This is a genomic window from Agrobacterium sp. 20P9.1.2 (genome assembly GCF_057799395.1).
This window is the reverse complement of sequence record NZ_JBYOKI010000009.1, coordinates 47,571-69,015: the sequence shown is the minus strand read 5'-3', so window position 1 is coordinate 69,015 and position 21,445 is coordinate 47,571. Positions and strand designations below refer to the sequence as shown.

21 protein-coding genes and 1 pseudogene are annotated in these 21,445 nt (G+C 56.1%); 11 read left to right on the top strand and 11 right to left on the bottom strand.

All coding sequences use genetic code 11. The annotated features are described in order from the left end of the window. Positions 1-44: 44 nt before the first annotated feature. On the bottom strand, positions 45-1,049 hold the full coding sequence (locus tag AC27VJ_RS20720; protein ID WP_488685689.1) for an N-acetyltransferase DgcN family protein: 1,005 nt from the start codon (positions 1,047-1,049) through the stop codon (positions 45-47). A 20-nt stretch (positions 1,050-1,069) separates the two neighbouring features. After that, the gene (locus AC27VJ_RS20715; RefSeq protein WP_488685595.1) at positions 1,070-2,050 is read right to left on the bottom strand and encodes a dipeptide epimerase; all 981 of its coding nucleotides are present in this window, start codon (positions 2,048-2,050) and stop codon (positions 1,070-1,072) included. 156 nt (positions 2,051-2,206) lie between these two features. Here AC27VJ_RS20715 and AC27VJ_RS20710 point away from each other — a divergent pair, with 156 nt between their 5' ends. The 7 genes from AC27VJ_RS20710 to AC27VJ_RS20680 all read left to right on the top strand — a co-directional run bounded on the left by AC27VJ_RS20710 (position 2,207) and on the right by AC27VJ_RS20680 (position 9,453). Continuing rightward, positions 2,207-2,806, top strand: coding sequence for a helix-turn-helix domain-containing protein (locus AC27VJ_RS20710; protein ID WP_353578360.1), 600 nt, complete (start codon positions 2,207-2,209; stop codon positions 2,804-2,806). Positions 2,807-3,092: 286 nt separating this feature from the next. Beyond that, positions 3,093-3,458: a hypothetical protein gene (locus tag AC27VJ_RS20705; protein WP_488685594.1), complete on the top strand. Its 366-nt coding sequence runs from the start codon at positions 3,093-3,095 to the stop codon at positions 3,456-3,458. A gap of 286 nt (positions 3,459-3,744) precedes the next feature. Next, a complete protein-coding gene (locus tag AC27VJ_RS20700) occupies positions 3,745-4,527 on the top strand; it encodes a DJ-1/PfpI family protein (RefSeq protein WP_488685593.1) in 783 nt (260 codons plus the stop codon). Between the two features lie 46 nt (positions 4,528-4,573). Continuing rightward, positions 4,574-4,723 (top strand): hypothetical protein, encoded by a 150-nt coding sequence (locus AC27VJ_RS20695; RefSeq protein WP_488685592.1) that lies wholly within the window; start codon positions 4,574-4,576, stop codon positions 4,721-4,723. Positions 4,724-5,454: 731 nt separating this feature from the next. Continuing rightward, a complete protein-coding gene (locus AC27VJ_RS20690) occupies positions 5,455-6,441 on the top strand; it encodes a condensation domain-containing protein (RefSeq protein WP_488685591.1) in 987 nt (328 codons plus the stop codon). Then, the gene (locus AC27VJ_RS20685; RefSeq protein WP_488685590.1) at positions 6,323-8,380 is read left to right on the top strand and encodes a non-ribosomal peptide synthetase; all 2,058 of its coding nucleotides are present in this window, start codon (positions 6,323-6,325) and stop codon (positions 8,378-8,380) included. Before AC27VJ_RS20690 ends, AC27VJ_RS20685 begins: the two co-directional genes overlap by 119 nt. After that, on the top strand, positions 8,347-9,453 hold the full coding sequence (locus AC27VJ_RS20680; protein WP_488685589.1) for a thioesterase domain-containing protein: 1,107 nt from the start codon (positions 8,347-8,349) through the stop codon (positions 9,451-9,453). Before AC27VJ_RS20685 ends, AC27VJ_RS20680 begins: the two co-directional genes overlap by 34 nt. A gap of 17 nt (positions 9,454-9,470) precedes the next feature. Here AC27VJ_RS20680 and AC27VJ_RS20675 read toward each other — a convergent pair whose 3' ends face one another. The 6 genes from AC27VJ_RS20675 to pobA form a co-directional block, all read right to left on the bottom strand. Beyond that, a complete protein-coding gene (locus tag AC27VJ_RS20675; protein ID WP_488685588.1) occupies positions 9,471-10,199 on the bottom strand; it encodes an ABC transporter ATP-binding protein in 729 nt (242 codons plus the stop codon). Then, positions 10,180-10,944, bottom strand: coding sequence for an ABC transporter ATP-binding protein (locus AC27VJ_RS20670; protein WP_488685587.1), 765 nt, complete (start codon positions 10,942-10,944; stop codon positions 10,180-10,182). Before AC27VJ_RS20670 ends, AC27VJ_RS20675 begins: the two co-directional genes overlap by 20 nt. Beyond that, the gene (locus tag AC27VJ_RS20665) at positions 10,941-11,945 is read right to left on the bottom strand and encodes a branched-chain amino acid ABC transporter permease (protein WP_488685688.1); all 1,005 of its coding nucleotides are present in this window, start codon (positions 11,943-11,945) and stop codon (positions 10,941-10,943) included. The genes AC27VJ_RS20670 and AC27VJ_RS20665 overlap by 4 nt, the downstream gene beginning before the upstream one ends. A gap of 14 nt (positions 11,946-11,959) precedes the next feature. Next, positions 11,960-12,823, bottom strand: a complete 864-nt coding sequence (locus tag AC27VJ_RS20660) for a branched-chain amino acid ABC transporter permease (protein ID WP_353578371.1) — start codon at positions 12,821-12,823, stop codon at positions 11,960-11,962. Positions 12,824-12,886: 63 nt separating this feature from the next. Further along, positions 12,887-14,059 carry an ABC transporter substrate-binding protein gene (locus tag AC27VJ_RS20655; RefSeq protein ID WP_488685586.1) on the bottom strand — a complete coding sequence of 391 codons (1,173 nt, stop codon included), beginning with the start codon at positions 14,057-14,059 and terminating at the stop codon, positions 12,887-12,889. Positions 14,060-14,161: 102 nt separating this feature from the next. After that, positions 14,162-15,334, bottom strand: coding sequence for a 4-hydroxybenzoate 3-monooxygenase (gene pobA / locus AC27VJ_RS20650; RefSeq protein WP_488685585.1), 1,173 nt, complete (start codon positions 15,332-15,334; stop codon positions 14,162-14,164). Between the two features lie 118 nt (positions 15,335-15,452). Here pobA and AC27VJ_RS20645 point away from each other — a divergent pair, with 118 nt between their 5' ends. After that, entirely contained in the window at positions 15,453-16,334 is an 882-nt protein-coding gene (locus AC27VJ_RS20645; protein WP_488685584.1) for a helix-turn-helix domain-containing protein, read from the top strand. Between the two features lie 59 nt (positions 16,335-16,393). On the opposite strand, the gene AC27VJ_RS20640 is transcribed toward AC27VJ_RS20645, so the two are convergent. Further along, complete coding sequence (locus tag AC27VJ_RS20640; RefSeq protein WP_488685687.1) at positions 16,394-16,699, bottom strand: putative quinol monooxygenase; 306 nt, start codon at positions 16,697-16,699, stop codon at positions 16,394-16,396. 14 nt (positions 16,700-16,713) lie between these two features. Further along, positions 16,714-17,259 (bottom strand): annotated as a pseudogene (locus AC27VJ_RS20635) (flagellar biosynthesis protein FlgA); the annotation flags it as partial. Between the two features lie 814 nt (positions 17,260-18,073). On the opposite strand from AC27VJ_RS20635, the gene AC27VJ_RS20630 reads away from it, so the two are divergent. The 3 genes from AC27VJ_RS20630 to AC27VJ_RS20620 all read left to right on the top strand — a co-directional run bounded on the left by AC27VJ_RS20630 (position 18,074) and on the right by AC27VJ_RS20620 (position 19,921). After that, a complete protein-coding gene (locus AC27VJ_RS20630) occupies positions 18,074-18,439 on the top strand; it encodes a response regulator (protein WP_488685583.1) in 366 nt (121 codons plus the stop codon). 222 nt (positions 18,440-18,661) lie between these two features. Then, positions 18,662-18,991, top strand: coding sequence for an ArsR/SmtB family transcription factor (locus AC27VJ_RS20625; RefSeq protein ID WP_488685582.1), 330 nt, complete (start codon positions 18,662-18,664; stop codon positions 18,989-18,991). Between the two features lie 294 nt (positions 18,992-19,285). Further along, positions 19,286-19,921 carry an alpha/beta fold hydrolase gene (locus tag AC27VJ_RS20620; protein WP_488685581.1) on the top strand — a complete coding sequence of 212 codons (636 nt, stop codon included), beginning with the start codon at positions 19,286-19,288 and terminating at the stop codon, positions 19,919-19,921. Between the two features lie 91 nt (positions 19,922-20,012). Here the strand turns inward: AC27VJ_RS20620 and AC27VJ_RS20615 are convergent, their stop codons facing one another. Beyond that, positions 20,013-21,395 carry an IS1182 family transposase gene (locus tag AC27VJ_RS20615; RefSeq protein WP_488685580.1) on the bottom strand — a complete coding sequence of 461 codons (1,383 nt, stop codon included), beginning with the start codon at positions 21,393-21,395 and terminating at the stop codon, positions 20,013-20,015. Between the last annotated feature and the right edge of the window lie 50 nt (positions 21,396-21,445).

Sequence of the window (21,445 nt, the reverse complement as noted above, 5' to 3'; positions counted from 1 at the left end):
CTTTCAAGGAAGAGCCAAACGCCTGTGCGCATGCGCGCATCAATTCAGGCGGAAACCATGTAGTCCACGATATCGCCAACCCCGAAGCGAACCGGATCACATGCTGGAAGGCCGTGAGCGGCGGCTGTCTCGGCAAGTAAAGCCTTCGCTTCCGCCTCGCCAAGCCGGGATGTATTGATGCTGATCCCGACGCAGCGAATAGAAGGGGCCGTTTTGCTTCCAAGCAAGGTGGTCAGCGAGATGATTTCCGCAATAGATCCCGTCTTATGTCCGGGGAAACCTGCAAGCTCCTCGCGCCCCGCATCATGGCAGACGACGAAGGAGTCCGGCTGCGAACCATGCAGCAGGCCAAGCGATACGCCCGCATAAGCGGGGTGGATCAGCGACCCCTGCCCCTCGACGATATCCCAATGATCTGCGGCAGCCGCAGGCGTGAGCGTTTCGACCGCGCCAGCCAGAAAGTCTGCAATGATTGCATCGATTGCGAAACCATGGCCGTCAATCAGCACACCCGTCTGCCCCGTTGCGCGAAATGTTGCCTTGATCTCGCGTGTTGCCATCTCCCGGTGAATGGCCAGAGCCGTGTATTTCTTGCCCACAGCACAATCCGTTCCGACGGTCAGAACACGCCGGCCCGACCGGGGAGCGCCATTGGCAATGGGGTGCGGCCCGCCTAAGCGGCGCACGTCATGAAGGCTTCGACCGTTGGCCTTGGCTGCCTCGGCCAGTTCCGTAATGTGATGCAGAGGCTCATGCATGCCAGAGGCGATATCAAGCCCGCTGTTCACAGCCTCAACCAGGGTCTTCACCCAATTTTCCGGTACGGCCCCACCCGGAGGCGAAGTCCCGATCACCAGAGTTTTTGCCCCTGCAGCAACCGCTTCGGCGATTGTCATATCCGGCAAACCCAGATCAGCAGCGCAATTCGGCTCCCGCAGCTGCGCCAGGCAACGCTCAGGCCGCCAGTAATGCAGGCCAGCGCCGGTTTTTGCAAAATCAGCCCGTGGCGTATCGCCAAGATAAACCAGATAGGGCGCTTCGATAGAAATCATTTTGGTTTTCCTTGAAATTAGCCCCACAAAGCCGTGGAGAATTGAGAAATTTTTCCGTCGCGATAGGTCATGGGGAATGGCCGGTCCGAGGCCAGCAGCAGCGGGCCATCGAGATCGATCCAGTCGGAAAGGCTGGCAATGACGTAGGCCGGAGCCATGGAAAGGGAGGTTCCCGCCATGCATCCAACCATCACGCCGAGACCGGATTGGCGCGCCGCAGCGGCCAGCGCCAGCGCCTCGGTCAGACCGCCGGTCTTGTCCAGCTTGATATTGACGCCCTGATAAAGCGCCGCCACCCTTTGAATATCTGCCGTGGTGTGGCAGGATTCATCCGCAAAAATCGGGATAGCCGAGCGAATGCCGCCAAGACCATCGTCTCCGTTCACCGGCAGCGGCTGCTCTATCATCTGCACGCCCAGTCTCGACAATTCATCGAGGTGAGCCTGAAGCAACTCGACAGTCCAGCTTTGGTTTGCATCCACAATCAGCTTCGCATCGGGTCGCGCATTGCGCACAGATGTAACGCGCTCGATCACCTGTTCGGTGTTGAGCTTGATTTTCAGCACTCGGTGTTGCGAGCGCAAAGCAGCCTGCGCCATATCATTCAGAGAGCCGATACCGATTGTTGATCCAACATCAAGCGCGTCTGGACCCGAGGCGAGCCCCGCCAGACTCCAGATGCTGGCGCCTGATGCCTTGGCTTTCATATCCCAGATCGCGCAATCCAGTGCATTGCGAGCAGGCCCCGCGGGCAGTGCATTGCAAACGGAGAGCACATCTTCACCAGCGTCGACAGCGCGTTTTGCCGAAACCAACGCATTCACGGTGTCATCCAGAGTCACATCGAAGACGATGGGGATCACGCCTTCGCCGCACCCCTTCACTCCATCACGCGAGACCGTGACATGAACCGTCTCGATGCCCGTGATCGTATGGGTCGCGATGTGGAAGGGTTGGGCGAGAGGCCAAAACTCGGTTGAATGCTCAATTTCGGTCATAGTCCAGCATTCCTCAAGCAGGTGTCTTGTGGCCAGGTGAAAACAAGGTGAGCTATTTGTGCGAGAAAATATCTAGCACGATTTTTCGTATTGGAAAATACTTTTTTCCGATACGAAAACATTTCATTTCTTACCACCAGTTGGTAATGTTTGGGAATGAACATCATCGATACGAACGGAACGGCACAAAGCGCCGAAGAGCAGCGAATGGAGTTCGGGCGCCGTCTGCGTGAAATGCGCAGTGACCGGAACCTCACGCTTGCGGAAATGTCGGAACTGACCGGCCTTGCCATATCGACGCTGTCGAAAGTCGAGCGCGGACTGATGGCACTCACCTATGACCGCCTGAGCAGTCTGGCGGCAGGGCTTGGAATGGAGCTAGCGGCTCTTTTTGGCCGTGAGGGAGACAGCTTCCAGAAGAATAGCCTCGCCGTAGCCCGTATCGGCGAGTTTCAGCCACAGGAAACCGAGGAATACTCCTATGAAATCCTGTTCCCGGAAGTCTGGCAGAAGGCCATGACACCGATGACAGGTGTCGTAAAAGCCCACAGCAAAATGTCCTTTGACGACTATATTCGTCATCCCGGCCAGGAATTCGTGCTTGTCATGTCAGGGCAACTGACGATCTACACCGAACACCACGCTCCCGTCACACTTTCAGCCGGGGAAAGCGCCTATCTGGATAGCGGCATGGGCCATATCTACACCTCTGCCGGTGAAGAGGATGCCCGGATTTTGGTCGTGGCCTGCCCGTGACAGCGGAACAGTCCCATACCCCTTGTCGATAACCAGGCTGATCAAAATCGTCCCATGATCATGCGACGATTGGATTTTCTTGTCTCGATCAAACCGATGACGTCAAGTCCAACCTCGTCTTGGAAGAAGTAGCAGCGCTGTCGCTTCAGCTTAGCTTGATGAAAAACAAAGTTGTCCAAAATGCCGCATGCTCCGTTTGAGAACGGCAGATAGTGTCCGAAATGTGTCACGATAGGCACTGTGGGGATCAATGATCAGGCGATTGGACTTAGCTGAGCAACGCATCGTGCGCATCATATGCGCGCTTGCTTTGCTGTTGGTAGGCTTTGCCCATAAGCCACTGATGCTGGCTAACAGCCAAATTCCCCTTAACGAAATCGCACAATATGTCCTTCCGGACGGAACTACCCCGGTTCTCTGCCTCCCATCGGAAGACGGTAAGGGCACCCACGGCCAGCACGCCATCGGATCGGGTTGTGAAGCATGCCGTTTGACGGCTTCGGTACTCCTGCCTACTCCCGCCGATGAACTCGGGCTGCAAATCCTTCGCGAGGCTGAACGTTTCACACCGATCCGTAAGGAAGCGTTCTACCGTCAGCTCTTCTCCCCTAATACCTCGCCTCGCGGACCTCCATCCGGCCTGACTGCATAATTACCGCTGAGATCAGTGGCGATTTCAGTCTGTGCCGGTTGCTTCGCCTGTGGCGAAACATCTTCCGGCACGTTGCCGGAGTTCATTCCATGTCGAACGGAACAACTGCGTCCGCATGCGCGGATCGTGCTCTCGTTGCATCTGCGCGGGGCACCACAGCGATACGCTACGGCGCCGGCCCGGACCAAGCCCTGAAAACGATCCCAAGCGCGCTTCTTTGAACTTGGCCGCTCCGCCGTGGGCGGACCCGTCCCCAAAGCATTCTCAATTTAAAAAGGATACAATCATGAACCGCAGAGAGTTCAATCTTCTTATGGCCGCGACCGGAGCCGGCCTTTTCCTCACCGATGCAGCCGCCGCGACAGGAGCGCAGTCTCCTGACAGCGGACCGGTCTTCGCGATGCTGGTCCATCCGAAGATGATCCTTCTCGATCTCATCGGTCCGATGACGGTGTTCAACATGACGAGAGGAAAGGTTCATCTCGTCTGGAAAGACCAAACACCTCTTTCCACGGATGTCGGCATTCCAGTCACCGCCACCACGACCTTCAAGGACTGCCCGCGCAACGTGGACGTCTTCTTCATTCCGGGTGGCCTCGCCGGTTCAACTGAACTGATGGAGGATGCCGAAACGCTCGCCTTCGTCAGGGAGATGGCAGCGGGTGCGAAATACGTCACCGCAGTCTGCACGGGGACACTCGTCCTGGGCGCTGCCGGACTGCTTCAGGGCAAGCGGGCCGCGACGCTTTGGAACGTCCGCGATATCCTGCCGACATTCGGGGCGATACCGCTACATGACCGTGTCGTGGAGGATGGCAACATCATCACGGGCGGCGGGTCCACAGCCGGGCTAGACTTCGGCCTCTCGATCGTCGCCCGGCTTCGCGGCGACGAAACAGCCAAGCGGATCCAGCTCATAATCGAATACGATCCCCACCCGCCGTTCGACGCCGGCAGCCCTGAAAAAGCTGGGCCAGAAATCACCAACTCATTCCTCAAGATACGCAAGCCCGTGATGGATGACGCCAAGGCGGCTGCCCTCCGCGCTGCGGAACGCCTCAAAAGCTGATTTCATCGCGCCTTTTTCACGCCTCAACCCATTTTGGAAGAAAACCATGATCGATACCGACCGCCGGACTATGACACTCCTCGCGCTTCTCGCTCCCTTCGCCGCGTCAGCCGCAGCCGCAGCACAATCTGAACAGCCACATGAAACCCATGAACTCGACAAGGGGATGGATCGCGACATGACCAAAGTGCCCTGAAGGGGCAGCGACCACGCCTGGGTGGATGCGTCCCTTCAGCGTCTGGGATGCGTTGTGGAAATTTGAAAACCAAAAAAGGGGCGTGGAAATTCCACGCCTCAAACACCTGGCCCGACTTAGACACGAGCGTCCATACTTCCGCGCATGCGACAGGAATTCGGCCTGAAGAGCTCGGCAAGAGACATGGATGCGCGCTGCATTTAGCCTAGGGCAACGGGGATGCCGCCGCTCGCCATCTCGGAAACCATAAGAAAAGCGGCCTTTCAAACGCCCCACTTGGTGTTCCAGGTTCTTAGCGCGGCATCAACGGCGTTCAAAATCTGGCGCCGCAAAATTACCCGTAAAAATTTATAATATAAAAATATGCCCCCTTAAATGGCATTAATATGACAACCCTTTCAGTATCAGTTATTTATGTAGTTCGAAAACTCGTTTTTCAATTCGATAATTATTTTATCGACTTATATATCCTCAGGTAAGTCCTGAAACATACATGTCAATCATAAACTTTAAATGGTTTATTTTAAATATGCATCTTGAACTTGTAAAATAACATAAACTCGATACCTTGCACTGCAGCAAACGAGCTGGTGCCCAATGCGCTCCCTCTGTGAGCTATGAACCATCTGAATTCTTCGGCACGGCAGCATGCGTGAAAGCGCAATGCGATTCTGTGCGCGTGGACATATGACCGAACTCTTTTGCCTACTCGATTTATGAAGGATCATTCGATGGACGGGCATTCTAAGTCGTATCCTCTTTCAGTCGCACAGACAGGCATGTGGGTAAAAGAAAAATTATCCCCGCCGGACTTAAGTTTCGTGCTGGCAGAAGCCATGGAAATCTCCGGACCCGTGTGCCCGCATGTTTTTTGCGATGCCCTGCAGCGCTTATCCCAAGAGATCGACGCGACGCGTCTACGGATCACGGAGATCGACGGCAAGCCTCGCCAGATTATCACCCCTTATGTGGGAAGAGATTTCGAGGTAATCGATTTCAGCACCGACCACGCGGCATTGGAAAAAGCATACGACTGGATGCGTTCGGAGATGCAACGCCAGCTCGATTTGGAGCAGGACGACCTCTGGTCAAGCGCCTTGATCAAGATCAGAGACGACCACTGGATTTGGTACCACAGGGTTCACCACATTCTTTTCGATGGCTTTTCCGGTGGACTTCTCGCACGCCGTCAGGCTGAGATTTACACGTCGCTGAAACGAGGCGAAGATCCAGGCGCATATGACTTTGGGTCGCTTCAAGAGCTACTGCAAAGCGAAGAAAGCTATCGCCACTCCTTCCATTTTGAACGCGACCGAGCCTATTGGCTTGAGCAGATGAAAGGCATTTCTCCACCTGTTACGCTGGCGCAGCGCAGCGAGGTTCCCTCTGGCGGTCTGCTGCGGCTAAGAACCACGCTTGGACGCGACGACGTTAAACGACTGCAACAGGAAGCGAAACAGCTCGGGGCAAGCCTGCCACAAGCATTGATAGCAACGGTGGCCGCTTATTACGCTCGGGCCACCGATTGCTACGATCTGACCATGGTGACAATGGTCACAGGCCGCATCAGCAGCGCAGTGCGTCGGATACCTGGGATTGGTGGCCAACGCCGTTCCTCTTCGGTTCAAGATCACGCCGGAGCTTTCCTGGCAGGATCTGGTCAAACAATCCTCCAGTCAAATGATGCGCGCGTTGCGTTATCAAAGATATCGCTATGAGGACATGCGGCGCGATCTTAATTTCACCAGCCAGGATGAGCAGATCGCACGTCTGGGCGTCAACATCGAACCTTTTGACTACGACCTGAGATTTGATGGACACGCTGCCGCAGCGCACAATCTCTCCAACGGCACCATGACCGATTTCACGATTTTTGCTTATGATCGTGGCGATGGAGGTGATCTGCAGATCGATTTCGACGCAAACCCCGCCCTTTACACTTTAGCGGAACTGGAAGAGCACAAGGAGCGGTTCCTTCACCTCATTCGCACTATACTTGCCAACCCTGCTCAGTCTGTCTGCAATATCTCGCTGCTGCTGGCGGACGAACGCGAACGTGTTCTGCATGACTGGAACGACACCAGCAAACCTGTCGAAAATGCCACTTGGCTCGACCTGTTCAGCCAACAGGTTGAGCGGCAGCCGCATGCAAAGGCCGTCATTTTCGAAGACCGGGAACTGACCTACGAGGCGCTGAACAGGGCGTCGGACATGTGGGCGGCAGTATTGCGAGGTCTGGGCATTGGGCGAGGCAATCTCGTGGCCATAGCAATGCCGCGAAGCGAACAAATGGTAGTCGCGCTTCTCGCGGTTGCCAAAACAGGCGCGGCCTATCTGCCACTTGATCCGTCCGATCCGCGCGAACGTCTATCGACAATCCTGGAAGACGCAATGCCGAGCATCGTCCTGTCTACGAGCGCCGCTCGCGTTTCGCTTCCTGTCCTGACGGCACCGGTCGTTCTGCTGGACGAGGAGCCCGCAAATGTTTCAGGCGACGCATTTTTTGACAGTCCTGAACCGCAGGACACCGCTTATGTCATTTTTACCTCCGGCTCCACCGGACGCCCGAAAGGTGTTGAGATTGCCCACGCTTCGTTGCTCAATTTCCTTCAAGCCATGCAGGAGTTGCTGGCCCTAAAACCGGAAGACCGGATCGTTGCGGTCACCACGATTGCATTCGACATTTCCGCACTTGAGCTTTTCCTGCCGCTAACCGTGGGAGCGACAACGGTCATCACCACACGTTGCGTGGTAAGGGACCCTGCTGCCCTTTACCGCGTCATCAAAGACAACGCTGTCTCTTTGATGCAGGCAACGCCTTCCTTGTGGCGCATGCTCTTGAGTGAATATGCGGCAGAGTTGAAAGGGCTGCGCCCTCTGGTGGGTGGTGAAGCGTTGCCACCCGACCTCGCCCGTTTGATGGAAAAACTGGGACACCCGGTCATCAATCTGTATGGCCCCACCGAAACGACGGTCTGGTCCGCCTGCATGCCGCTCAGCGGTTCCGATCTGGACAGCGTGCCCATCGGCAGGCCGATCCGCAATACCGAGCTTTATGTTCTGGATAAATTGCATCAGCCTGTTCCTCCCGGCAGCGCCGGAGAACTTTACATCGGCGGTGCAGGCGTTGCGAAAGGCTATCTCAACAAGCCGGAGCTGACGGCCGAACGTTTTATCCCGAACCCATTCAAGAAGGGTGAGGGTCGCATGTATCGTACCGGCGATCTGGCGCGATGGCGCCCCGATGGCGTACTTGAATATTTTGGTCGCAACGACCACCAGATTAAAATCCGCGGTTTCCGGGTCGAACCGGGCGAGATCGAAGCCGCGATCATGTCGACCGGTTCTGTGCACCAGACAGTGGTGGTGCTGCGGGAAGACCAGGGCCAACGCAAACAGTTGGTGGCCTATCTGACGCCCCACCGGCGCCACAATCGATACTGCGCATCTGGCGAACCGTCTGGCCGGAACTCTGCCGTCACATATGATCCCGGCCATCTATGTCGTTATGAAAGATCTTCCCCTGGAACACCAATGGAAAGATCGACAGAAATGCTCTGCCGGCACCGCAGGAGCGAGTCTCAAAAGACCATGTTGAACCCAGCACTGCCACAGAAGCCTTATTGGCGAAGTTGTGGTGTGATGTCCTCGATCTAGAAGCCGTCAGCATTCATGATGATTTTTTCCAGCTGGGAGGGGATTCTCTTGCAGCGGCGTCGATGATGTCGGCTCTCAGCCGCACGATTGATGGCGACATCGCATGGTCTAGCTTTGTGGATACGCCAACTATTGCCAGTTTTGCAAAACATCTCGATGGTCCAAGAAAGCAGAAGGCGTCCATAACTCCCCTTTTGCCCATTCGAGCAAAAGGAAATCATTCGCCATTGTTTTGCATACACCCTGTCATGGGTCTGGGTTGGGCTTTCACGTCTCTGGCCAAATATATCCACGAGGATATTCCTATTTTCGCTTTTCAGGCGGACGGCCTGAACAACGTAGGACCACCGGCATCGATCGAGGAGATGGCGCAGAACTATCTTAGCCGGATTCGCGAGATTCAGCCTGACGGACCCTACAATATCATCGGTTGGTCTTTCGGGGGACTGGTTGCCCACGAGCTTTCCAGACAGTTGGAGCAAAAAGGTGATGATGTCGCCTTTCTCGCTCTCCTCGACTCCTATCCCTTCATGCCCCCCTCGGGTGCGGCATTCAACGACGAAACGGTCCTGGCAAAAGCAGCCTTGGGCTTCCTCGGTTTCGATGAGAACATCATCGGAGACCGACCAGCGTTCTCGGCTCTCGGCGACTTTCTTGCTCAACAATACGGGCTACGGGAGAATGTCTTTTTCAAAGAGATTTTGCGAGAAGACCCGGCGTTCATGGAACGGCTGCGCGAGGTCATCCTGCACCATCTGGATATCGCCCAGCGCTTCGCTCCTGGCAGGATCAATGCCGATATACAGTTTTTCAGCGCCAAGCCAGCAACCGCCAAAACCCTTCACAAAATTCTCAATTATCGCGTTGAAGCTTGGCTGCCACATACGATTGGAGACGTGCACCGACATGAACTCAACTGTGATCATGAAGACATGCTGGAGCAACACAGCGCAGAGAAAATAGCAGCGGTTTTCATGCAGCATGCTTTGAAAAAAATGCCGCACCTCATGCGGAACAGAGAACAGGTTTCCAGCAAAAGCTCGATGGTTCAGGCAAGTCACCACCTAGGCTGACAGCGTTGTCCTAAACCTTAAGCCTCTTCGCTCAAAAGGCCGCCGACGCCGAGAAGGCGTTCAATTGTGGCATGGTCGGCGGCAAGGGCCTGTGGCGTTCCGCTCCAGGCCAGTCTGCCGCGTTCGAGAATGATGACCTGCTCGGCGAAGTCCAGCGCGCTCTGGATGCGTTGTTCGACCAGAAGGATCGTCATGTCGCCGGTCTTGGCGAGATCGGCGAAGGCCAGCATCAGTTCCTCGCAGATCACCGGGGCCAGCCCTTCTAGCGGTTCGTCCAGCAGTAGAACCGACGGGCGGCCAAGGATGGAGCGGGCGGTGGACAGCATCTGCTGTTCGCCGCCGGACAATTGATTGCCAAGGTTGCGACGCCGTTCCTTAAGACGCGGAAACATCTGATAGGCTTCTTCCAGTGCCGATTTCGGCCGCCCTTTCAGACCGACAAACAGGTTTTCCTCCACCGTTAGCGTTGGAAACACGCAGCGGGCCTGCGGCACATAACCGAGGCCGGCATGGGCGCGCGAAGCGCTTGCCACGCTCGTTATGTCCGTGTCACCCAGGCGGATGCGTCCTTCGTAGCGTTTGGTCTGACCCGCGAGCGTGGCGAGCAAGGTCGTCTTGCCCATACCGTTTCGGCCAAGCACGGCAAGGCGCTGGCAGGCTGGCACCGAGAAAGTAACGTCTTCCAGCACCTTCGTCTGGCCATATCCGGCGGATAGGTTTTCGACCTCAAGCGACTTGGCTGGCATCGGCATAGCTCCCCAGATAAGCTTCCCGCACGCGGGCATCCTTGGTGACATCGGCGGGCAAGCCATCGAAGATAACGGCGCCCGCCGCCAGAACGATCACACGCTTTGCAAAACGGAAGACCAGATCCATGTCATGCTCGATCATCAGCACCGCGAGATCGGCGGGCAGGTTGGCGAGGGCGTTTTCGATAAGCCCGGTATCGCTTTGCGGCACGCCCGCCGCCGGTTCGTCCAGAAGCAGCACCTTCGGCTTAAGCGCCAGCGCCATGGCAAGTTCCAGCAGGCGCTGCTGGCCATAGGCAATCTCGCTGACCCTGCGATGCGCAAGTTCAGCCAGACCGAGCTTTCCGAGCAGCGCTGTAACTTCGGCCATGACGTCGGGCATCGTCAGAAAATTGCCGAAAAGGCGGGTGGCACGGCCATCCCGTTGCAGCATTGCCAGCGCCACATGTTCGGCAGGCGTCATATCCTGAAAAAGCCGGGTGACTTGAAAAGAGCGCACGAGACCACGCCTGACACGGCCCGCAGCGCCGATTTTCGTGACGGTCTCTCCATTGAGGCGCACGTCTCCGGAATTGGGCTGGAGATTGCCGGTGACGAGGTTGACGAAGGTGGTCTTGCCCGCACCGTTCGGCCCGATGAGGGCGACGCGGTCGCCCGGCATCAGCGACAGAGAAACATTGTCGGTGACAGTCAGACCACCAAACGTCTTTTTAAGATTGTCGACTTCGAAAACCGCGCTCATCGCTTCGCCTCCCTACGCCGCGAAATGTAATCGGCAGCCGTTCCATAAATCCCTTTCGGAGCGAACAGGACGACGGCGATCAGCAATGCGCCGACCATCGTCAGCCAGTGGAAGGGATTGGCAGCCGAAACATAGTCTTCAAATAGCATGAAGATCAGCGTTCCCGTTAAGGCACCGAACAGGGAGCCGGTTCCGCCCAGCACCAGCATGACCAACGCCTCGGCAGACTGGGTAAAGGACAACGTATCCAGCGCGACGACCTGCGTGGAGATGGCGTTCAATGCCCCGCCGAGGCCTGCGACCGAGCCTGAGATGACATACATCCTGACCAGCACGGAACTGGGCGACGCCCCCATGGCGCGAATGCGCAGCGTATCCTGCCGAACGCCCCGGCTCAGCATGCCGAAAGGCGAACGAACGAGGATCCTCAGGAAAACGAACACGGTCAACAGCAGAACGACGCCGAAAACATAGGCCGTCTGGCCATAGAGGTCGAACTCGAAGATGCCGAAGACCGGGTCCGGCGCGATGCCTGCAAGCCCATCGCTGCCGCCGGTCCAGGAGGACATTTTGTTCGCTAGCTCGTGAAAAAGGTGGATGAGCGCAATCGACAGAACGAGCTGCGGCAATCCATGAGCACGCAGCATGATCACACTGCAAAGCAGGCCGGAAACCGCACCGCCGACGAGACCCGCCAGTGTCATCAGCAGCGGATCATTAATGCCGTAATGGGCCGAAAGAATGCCCGCGGCATAGGCACCTGCCCCGAACAGCGCGGCATGGCCAAGGGTTGCGACGCCGCAATATCCGGTGACGAGATCAAGCGCCAGCACGAGAAAAGCAATCGCGAGGATGCGCGTCAGCAGCGCCAGATTATCCGGGAACAGCAGATAGCCGATCACGGCGGCAACCACGATCACGGCGATACCGATGAGGTCGCGGAAAAGCGCGCTGCGCGGTTCTGCGCCGGAAGAGATGTCGCGTTGCGCCTTGGAGGTCATTTCCACGGTCTCCTTCATTTCGCTCTTCCGGCAAGGCCGCGCGGAAACACGCAGATGATCGCGATCACCGCGAGGTAGAAGAAGAATTCACCGAATTCCGGCATCAGATAGCGTCCGGTCGTATCGATTGCGCCGAGCAGCAGACAGGCCGCAAGTGCGCCCGGAATGGACCCCGCACCACCGACTGAGACAACGACGAGAAACGTCACCATGTAGCGAAGCGCGTAATAGGGCTCGACCGGCAGGAGCTCCGCGCCGACGACACCGCCGAATGCGGCGAGACCAACCGCAATGGCAAAGCTGATCGCGTAGATGACTTCGGTACGAACGCCGAGCGCGGCAGCCATCGCGGCGTCATCCACTGACGCCCGTACCTTGACGCCAAAACTCGTCCTTTCGATTGCAAACCAAAGACCGAGCGCCACGACGAGACCGCAAACGATGGCAAAGAGGCGGTGGACGGAAATGCTGCGGAAGCCGAGATCGGCAGCGCCTTGCAGCGGGCCTGCCAACGGGATGGTCTTCAGCGTCGGCCCCATCACGTAATTCGCGATACCGATGACGCAGAAGGTTATGCCGATGGTCATCAGAACCTGCGTCAGTTCGGGCGCTCCGTAGATGCGCCGATAGAGGAACCGCTCAATCGGAATGGCGATGATGATCGTCAGCACGACAGCCGCCATCACGGCAACCGAATAACCCAGCCCAAGGTCGCGGGCGACGTAGGATGCGATGTAGCCGCCGATCATGGCAAAGGCGCCATGCGCCAGATTGACGACGCGCATCAACCCCATCGTCACCGAAAGGCCGATTGAAATGACGAAAAGCACCATGCCATAGGCAAGGGCATCGATGGCTATGCTGAAGACTGTCTGCATGGAATATCCTGCTCAAATCGGCGGGTCATAGACCCACCGATGTTTCGAGGTTCTTCTTGAGGCTTATTTCGCAGCCGCGAGGCCTGGATCGCCATGATTTTCGAAGGTACGGATTTCCTTGTTGATATAGGTGCCGTCATCAGCCTTTACGACTTCGCGAAGATAGATGTTCTGCGTGATGTGCCGGCTTTCCGGATCGATCGACACCGGTCCGCGCGGGCTGGTCCACGACAGGCCCTTGACGGCATCGACAGCCTTTTCCGCGTCCTGCTTGCCACCGGTCGCCTCGATCATTTTGTAGATGACGTGCATGCCGTCGAACGCGCCGACTGCCGGGAAGGAAAGTTCCGCCTTGTTGCCGATTGCCTTGGTGGCCGCTTCCACGAATGCCTTGTTTTCCGGCGAATCATGCGAAACCGCATAGTGGAACGTGGTCTGGATGCCGAGCGCGGCATCGCCCAGCGCCGGAAGATCGGATTCCTGCGTCAGGTCTCCAGGTGCAAAAAACTTCACGCCAGCCGCCTTCAGGCCGTTGTCATTATAGGCCTTGACGAAGCCGAGCGTGGTCGGGCCGGACGGAAGGAAGGCAAAGACGCCATCTGCGCCTGAATCCTTGATACGCTGCATGATGGGGCTGAAATCATTGGTGGTCAGCGGCATGCGGATCGACTGCACCACTTCGCCCCCTGCCTTCACGAAGGCCGCCTTGAAGGCATTTTCAGCATCGACGCCCGGACCGTAGTCACTGACCACCGAGATCATCTTCTTAACGCCAGCCTCGAAGGCCACCGTCGCAATCGGGGTCGATGTTTGCCAGGTAGTGAACGACGTGCGCACGACCAGCGGGCTGGTCTTCATAATCGCTGAGGTCGCGGCATTCATGATGACCATAGGCACCTTTGCCTGCTTCAGGATCGGCGTCACCGCCATGGCATCCGGGGTGAAGTAGAACCCGGCCAGATACTGCACCTTTTCCTTGACGACCAATTCTTGTCCGAGCGCCTTGGACTGGGCTGGATCGGCCTGCGGTACATCGCGATAGATGATCTCTATCGTGTCATCGCCGACCTTGTTGCCATGGATCGCCATATAGGCATCGATGCCTGCCTTGAAGTTTTTGCCCTGCAATGCGAACGGACCCGAAAACGGGCCCACGACACCAACCTTGATGACGTCGGCATAAGCCGTGCTGCTCAGTGCGAGCGCCGCGATGGCGGCGAGAATGGTTTTCCTCATGGTCTAGTCCTCCCTTTTTGGTGCGCACCTCCCAGGCTTTGCACCGTTTCAACTTATAGTCTTAAACGCATGTCGCGAGATAAACACCCTTTCGGCATTTCATCAGTATGGCAGACCCACATAATTTTCCGCGAGCGCCGTCGAAGCCGCTGGCGAATGGGTGAGATAATCGAGCTCAGCTTCCTGTATCTTCTGACCGAAGTCTCCGGTGTCGGGAAAGCGGTGCATGATACTGGTCATCCACCAAGAAAAACGCACTGCTTTCCAGACGCGGGCAAGCGCCTTTTCCGAATAGGCATCAAGACCGGCATCCGAGCGATCCTTGTAATGCTCCCGCAGCCCGCTGAAGAGATAGTGCACATCGCTGGCTGCGAGGTTGAGACCCTTCGCGCCGGTGGGCGGAACGATATGGGCCGCATCTCCCACGAGAAATAGCCTGCCGAATCGCATCGGCTCGGCAACGAAAGAGCGTAGCGGCGCAATCGATTTTTCGAAAGATGGCGCAGTTAGCAGCGCTTGTGCATGGTGGGCCGGAAGGCGGCGCCTCAACTCGTCCCAGAACCGGTCGTCGCTCCAATCTTCAAGCTTTTCGTCCAGCGAACATTGAAGATAATAGCGGCTGCGCGTTTCCGAGCGCATAGAGCAGAGCGCAAAGCCGCGTGGGTGGTTTGCATAGACCAGTTCGTGGCTCACCGGCGCGACATCAGCAAGAATACCCAGCCAGCCGAAGGGATAGATCTTTTCGAATATCTTGATCGCATCCGGCGGCACCGACTTGCGGCTGGCACCGTGAAAACCGTCGCAGCCCGCAATGAAGTCGCAATCGATCCGGTGCGTCGTGCCCTCCTTCTCATAAGTTACGAAGGGCGAACTGGTGTAGAAATCTTGCAGCTGGACGTTGGACGCTTCGTAGACCGTCATCGCCCCGCTGGCTTCGCGACACTCCATCAGGTCTCGGGTCACCTCGGTTTGGCCGTAGACCATCACGCGCTTGCCACCGGTCAGTCCAGCCAGATCGATACGGTGGTCGCGACCATCAAATGCCAGCGAGAACCCGTTATGCGGAAGCCCTTCCGCATGCATGCGCGCACCGGCTTTTGCCTGTTCGAGAAGCTCAACGGTGCCCTCTTCCAGCACGCCTGCGCGAACCCGGCCGAGAATGTACTCTTTGGATGCGCGATCAAGGATAACGTTATCGATGCCAGCGTCGGTCAAAAGTTGACCGAGCAGCAGACCGGATGGTCCTGAGCCAATGATGGCAACCTGGGTTCTCAATGCTTTCCTCCCGATCGCAGTTGATGGTGCAAGTGTGATGAACTTCACCCCAATCCGCAATGGACATTTCAGCCGCATACTTGCACTATCTGAACATTCAGGCTGGAGAAAATTCCCGATGCAATCCGTGCCCACCTATATGCTCTACGGCGAGAATCCGCGTAAAGAGCCTGATTTCTGGGTGCATTGCGAAACGATTGAGTCTCGGAGCAGCCGACATGCCTGGGAAATCCGGCTTCACCGACATGACTCCTTCTTTCAGATATTGTACCTCGAAAGCGGATCCGGCGACGCCGTGCTCGACGACCGGATTGTGCCGATTCCCCCGTCATCCGTCGTCAGTGTACCAACCGGTTTCAATCACGGCTTTCGCTTTTCGCGCGACGTGAAAGGCATCGTTCTGACGATCCTCAATACGCATCTCGGCCACGCGCCGGTCGAACGCGGTGGGCTGTTTCTAACACCGCAAGTAACCCAACTGGACATCGCTCAAGCAGACGCGGCCTATGTGGCACAAACGCTGACACGGCTCGCAGACGAGTTCGACAATCGTCACCCTGGCCGCGGAAATCTTCTGGCCGCCTATATCTCATCGACCTTACAACTCCTGACGCGGATGTCCTCCGCACAGACTGCAAACCAACAGGTCCCCTCAGACAAGGCACGTCGCATAGAAGCGCTTCGCGCGCTGATCCAGCAGCATTTCCGGACCCACAAACCGGTCGCCTTCTATGCTCAGTCGCTCGACGTGTCGCTGACCCACCTCAATCGCGTCGTCCGCTCTGCACTGGGATGCACGGCGCACGACCTGATCGCGGAAAAGCTGATGGAGGAATCCAAGGCCCAATTGCTGTTTTCAGCAGCACCCGTCAGCGAAATCGCCGCCCATCTGGGCTTTGCGGACCCAGCCTACTTCTCCCGCTTCTTCCTCAGCCGCGCTGGCGAACCGCCCCGTGTTTGGAGGCGGAGGGAACAGGCAAGGCTGGAGAACCTCCCATAACACCGGTTCCGATAACAGCGACATTAGACACGGTATCGATCACAGGTTTGTCCTTGCGGTCAGAGGTATTGTCTTGCTGAAAGCCGCACCGGTCGCTCTTCAACGATAAGCGGTGGGAAGGCGTCGCGGAAACGCGCTAGGTGGGGCGTTTCGAGATGCGTTTGGAAGTCCGCGCGGCTTTCGTATACCTCGTAGAAGATAACGGTATCGTCAGAGCCTTTGGGGCATATCACGTCGAACTGGTGACAACCCGCTTCGCCCTCCACCGAGTGCTTAGCATCGTCACGAGCAGCCGCCAGAAAAGCGTCCAGCTTGCCTGGCTTGACCTTGAATTCCGCAATCACGACAAAAGCTTGTTTATTCATGGCACCCATATCACTCATTGCGCAGCAACCTTGGCTGGGCGGAAACGGTCTTCCATTTCACGACGCAGGTTGACTACATCAAGATTCTTGACGATGTCCACATCGTCGATCGATACAATCTGGTCCTTCTTGATCGGGCGTTTGAGTTTCACATTGTGCGCAAGACCAAAGGGCAGCGCCTTGATGTATAGACTGCGCGCTGCCGGGATGGCATTCGCCCACACGGCGTAGCCACCCTCGCCATCCAGCATTTCGCCCGGCTGTCCTTCTTCGCAGTCGCCACTGCGTCACCGCGAAATTCCTTGGAGGAACCTGTCGGCTCATCGCGCAATACCGCGGACAGCACGCTGATCGAGGTTTCCAGACCGATAAATGTGAAACGGACGCCACATCGACGCATGCCAGCCTGAGGGGTCCGTCAACAGGCCATCTTGCTTGAAGCAGGAACGGGCATATTCATTATGTGCCTTGAAGGTGACGAAGACGCCGTAACGGATGTTGTTGAAAACCTCGCGACCATCCGGCTCCTGACTAGCAGCAATAGCCACGAGACCGTACCGCTACATGCGTCCGATCCGGTCGTCCTCAGCAGTGTCGTTCTCACCCCGCGACTGACGGCTAGCGATGGTGCCAGTATTGCCTTCAGCTGCAACCTCGCCGTCATAGCCACAAGCCAGAACCTACCTTAAAAGCTCTTGCCGTCGCCTTTTTCAAGACGCGCCGGTCGCTTGGGGATTGGCAGTCTAGGAATGGAATGGCCCCAACCTGTTTTCCGGATGCGTCTTTGAAGGCGAAGTTGAGGTAGCTTCGTTGTTTAGACAAGGGACATCATTTGGCTAGTCGTTCAATGATGGCCCATCCACGGCACTATGTTCCGCGTTCGAGGGCTAATCTGCCGTTTAGTGCGCCGTTCGTTTTGATTATCTCGGTGGTTTTGGGAAAGATTGGTTGCGGGGGCCTGATCGCACAGAAACTTGTAAAATCTTGTCCTCATCCGGCAACGAATGCGCGAATGCCTAAACGCCCGATGGTTTAAGAGCCTCAACGGCGCACGGGAAAAATGGAGGATTGGCTTAAAGACGATACGAGTTCCGGCACACAGCGCGATCGTCAACAGGGTGCCTATTTCGCTCACAAGGGTTCATCGGCACAATGCTTAACCCCCGACACTTTAAACTCGCGCTGGCCTTAAAACTATGGACCACCGCAAAAAACCACAAGATTGAGCTCAAAACTAGATGAAACTTAGAGGCAAGGTTAAGCGCATCCAGCATTTTTTGGAACCTAAGTGAGACAAATGAATTATGTCCGATAGCGGACAAATATTATTTCTGCCATCAGATAGCAGCTACCTCTCACCGAAACGAGGCCTTCGTGCCCAAAGACCGAATTGGCGTCCTAGTAGTTGAGGACGAAGCACTCATTCGTTTTGCCATCGTTGAAAACTTGGAAGAAGAAGGCTTCGAGGTATTTGAAGCTGCGAACGCGACTGAAGCGATTGTTCTTTTGGCACTCAACCCATCCATACGCGCGCTTTTTACCGATATCGATATGCCTGGAGATATTAATGGGCTCAAACTCGCTGCATTTGTAAGAGATAGGTGGCCACCGATAAAAATTATTATCACCTCCGGACATCATCATCTTCAAAGCCAACCTCTCAGTATTGGAGAAAGGTTCATACCCAAACCCTATCAATCGGACTTTGTCATTGCCTCGCTACGTGAGCTCGTACCGTGAGAACGAAGTCTTTAAGCGAATATTGAATATGCGATCATGCGTAAGCGCTCCCGACGTAGTGGTTGCGTCCGTTATCGGACATACTTCATCTGGTTTGCATTGCATAAGCGTGCCAAAGGTGCCACTGTAATCAATAGTCGTACTAGCGTAGCAGCGCCACGCGCTCATGATGTCCGTATTTTACGTCAATAAACCGCGCTTCGCCCAAAAAGGTGACCACATATGAAAACAACAGTTTTCGAAGACGGTGCGGTGACAGATTTTGCTGGTATGTTGTCAGCAATGGCAAACGCAAAACGACTGCATATCCTTGACATAATAAGCCAGAAAGAAGTGGCGGTTGGGCAGTTAGCCGAGATGGTTGACCTCAGCCAATCTGCGTTGTCTCAGCATCTTGGAAAACTCCGCCGCGCCCAACTTGTTAGCACTCGAAGAGATGCGCAAACGATTTATTATTCCTGCAATTCAATGCCCGCCATTCGTCTCCTTGTAACTGTCTACGAAATAGTAGGGTTAGCGCGTCATCCTCTCACCACTAAAATTTCCGCCTAGTGAGCAAATAGTTGTCAAGCACTGATCTCGCGTTGAAATGCGGTTTTGCCACTGGCTTACTGTCTAAGCCACACGACTAACCGCTTCGTGCCAAAGAAGCTTCAAATTCCCTAGTGATTTCCAGTGCATATAGGGGATTGCGCATTTGGCCCAAAGCGGACGTGGTCTCAGCACCCGGGTATCTCATCGGTAGCCAATCGGGTTCATCGCGGCTAATACCGTTACATCGCCAAAGGATATGGATGGGGCCGAGGAAAATTATGTCTATGCTTCTAGTCCCGGGCTTCATGCTCGATGCCGGGCTTGGCGGACTTTCACCCGATTGCGTACGCCGATCTTTCGAGGGATACCTCAATTCATGATAAGGCTCAGCGAGCGCTAGCAGAGGCCCCAGAGACTTTCGTTCTCGTCGGATTCTCGATGGGAGGCTACGTGGCTCGTGAGATCGTGCGCCAAGCACCAAACCGGGTAAGCGCTCTTGTGCTGGTTGCGACTTCAGCAAGAGGTGACACTGATCTACAGCGGCAACGAAAAGCGGCGATCACCGGGCAAACCAATGGCTCATCCTTCAAAGGGCTCAGCACGACTGCGGTGGCGTCATCCCTGCATCCGGAAAATACTGAACGAGTGGACTTGATTGATCGTATCAAGTCGATGGCTCAACGGCTGGGAGGCGAAGTCTTCCGTCGACAATCCTTGATCGACCGCCACGACGAACGAGCCTCACTTGCAGGAATCAAATGCCCATGCCTCGTTATTGCTGGCGAGGACGATAAGCTCCGAACCCGAACGGAACTAGAAGAACTCCACCACGGAATTGACGGTTCGGAATTCACCATCCTCGATAAAACCGGCCATATGATCCCATTAGAAGCGCCAGCCTCGCTTGCGGCGGCCATCGAAAAATGGCTTCGCAGTGTCGAATTCTGATGACCGCAATTGGCGGATACCGTTGAAAAAGGCGCATGCTGATCTTGCTCCGACGCTTTCATCGTTGGGACATGCTGAGATGTATTTCCCTTCACGCCGGTTTTGGCGTTGTTGACGGGATCAGTTTTGCGAGTTTCCGGAGGTTTTGGGCTGCGGCTGCGAGGTGGAACTCATCACGCGCTCCGTTCGGTCCACGTAATCGCAGGCGATCCAGTCTGAGGATGCGTTTGAGGTGGGCAAAAAGCATCTCTACCTTTTTCCTCTGATGCCTCGACGTAACATAGGCTTCGGTCTTGACGATATCGCGCGCCATGTCGCGAGCGCCTTCATGGATGGAGCGTGGTATCTTGCGCGCCGGGGCGTTCGGGCAGCATCGAGGTTTTAAGGCGCAGGCATCGCAGTCGAGTTTGCTGGCGCGATAACGTACCATGCCATCTTCATCCACGAGCGGACGTTCGCTTTTGTAGGTGATCTGCCGAGAGCGTAACTCCTTGCCGCCAGGGCAGGTGTAGAGATCACGCTTGTGGTCGTAAGCAAAGTCGGCACGCTGGAATGTACCATCACGCCGCTCGGACTTGTCGAAGACTGGAATATGCGGCTCTATCCCGCGCTCGTGGACGAGCCAGCCCAACATCTCTGCCGAACCATAGGCGGTGTCAGCGGCCAAGCGTTCCGGATAGAGACCGAAGCTATCCTGAGTACGGTCAATCATGGTGCGTGCCGCGCCGACCTCCGCCTGCCGGATCGCGCGGCTCGCCTCGACATCAACGATGACGGCATTGTCCAAATCGATCAAATAGTTGGTAGCATAAGCAAAGAAGGCGTGGCCTTTCATCGCTCCGGTCCATTGAGCCGCTGGGTCCGACCTCGATACGAACTTCGGCTTTGCTTCGCTAGCCGCCCCCCAAGCCGCGTCATCCAGCGTGTCGAGATATTCCTGAACCGAGCGGCGGGTCTCGGCCATGGCTTTCCAGTCGACCGCTTCCGATCCTTCCACTGACCGTTGCTTGTTGGCATCCGCCTTGATCAGACTCGCATCGACGGCAAAGCCTTCGCCGCCGACAAGGCCTTCTTCAATGCAGCGCCTCACTGTCGTCTCGAACAGTTCGCGCAGCAGATCGCTATCCCGAAAACGACCATGCCGATTCTTGGAGAAAGTCGAGTGATCCGGGACATCGCCTTCAAGGCCTAGCCTGCAGAACCAGCGATAAGCAAGGTTCAGATGCACTTCCTCACACAGTCGACGCTCCGAACGGATGCCGAAGCAGTAACCAACGATCAGCATGCGGATCATCAGTTCCGGATCAATCGAGGGCCGCCCGATCTCGCTGTAGAAAGGGCGCAAGTGAGACCTAAGACCAGACAGATCGACGAAGCGGTCTATAGACCGCAGAAGATGGCTCGCTGGGACGTGACGCTCCATGCTGAACCCGTAAAACAGCGCTTCCTGCGCTACCGTCCGCTCGCCCATCATCGGCACATCCTCCTAAATCCGTAGAAAGAGTGAATCAGAACTTCGCAATG

Coding starts and splice junctions, on each gene's coding strand:
- AC27VJ_RS20715 (WP_488685595.1), bottom strand. CDS start 2,050: ATGACCGAAATTGAGCATTCAACCGAGTTTTGGCCTCTCGCCCAACCC.
- AC27VJ_RS20710 (WP_353578360.1), top strand. CDS start 2,207: ATGAACATCATCGATACGAACGGAACGGCACAAAGCGCCGAAGAGCAG.
- AC27VJ_RS20700 (WP_488685593.1), top strand. CDS start 3,745: ATGAACCGCAGAGAGTTCAATCTTCTTATGGCCGCGACCGGAGCCGGC.
- AC27VJ_RS20695 (WP_488685592.1), top strand. CDS start 4,574: ATGATCGATACCGACCGCCGGACTATGACACTCCTCGCGCTTCTCGCT.
- AC27VJ_RS20690 (WP_488685591.1), top strand. CDS start 5,455: ATGGACGGGCATTCTAAGTCGTATCCTCTTTCAGTCGCACAGACAGGC.
- AC27VJ_RS20675 (WP_488685588.1), bottom strand. CDS start 10,199: ATGCCAGCCAAGTCGCTTGAGGTCGAAAACCTATCCGCCGGATATGGC.
- AC27VJ_RS20670 (WP_488685587.1), bottom strand. CDS start 10,944: ATGAGCGCGGTTTTCGAAGTCGACAATCTTAAAAAGACGTTTGGTGGT.
- AC27VJ_RS20665 (WP_488685688.1), bottom strand. CDS start 11,945: ATGACCTCCAAGGCGCAACGCGACATCTCTTCCGGCGCAGAACCGCGC.
- AC27VJ_RS20660 (WP_353578371.1), bottom strand. CDS start 12,823: ATGCAGACAGTCTTCAGCATAGCCATCGATGCCCTTGCCTATGGCATG.
- AC27VJ_RS20655 (WP_488685586.1), bottom strand. CDS start 14,059: ATGAGGAAAACCATTCTCGCCGCCATCGCGGCGCTCGCACTGAGCAGC.
- AC27VJ_RS20645 (WP_488685584.1), top strand. CDS start 15,453: ATGCAATCCGTGCCCACCTATATGCTCTACGGCGAGAATCCGCGTAAA.
- AC27VJ_RS20640 (WP_488685687.1), bottom strand. CDS start 16,699: ATGAATAAACAAGCTTTTGTCGTGATTGCGGAATTCAAGGTCAAGCCA.
- AC27VJ_RS20625 (WP_488685582.1), top strand. CDS start 18,662: ATGAAAACAACAGTTTTCGAAGACGGTGCGGTGACAGATTTTGCTGGT.
- AC27VJ_RS20620 (WP_488685581.1), top strand. CDS start 19,286: ATGCCGGGCTTGGCGGACTTTCACCCGATTGCGTACGCCGATCTTTCG.
- AC27VJ_RS20615 (WP_488685580.1), bottom strand. CDS start 21,395: ATGATGGGCGAGCGGACGGTAGCGCAGGAAGCGCTGTTTTACGGGTTC.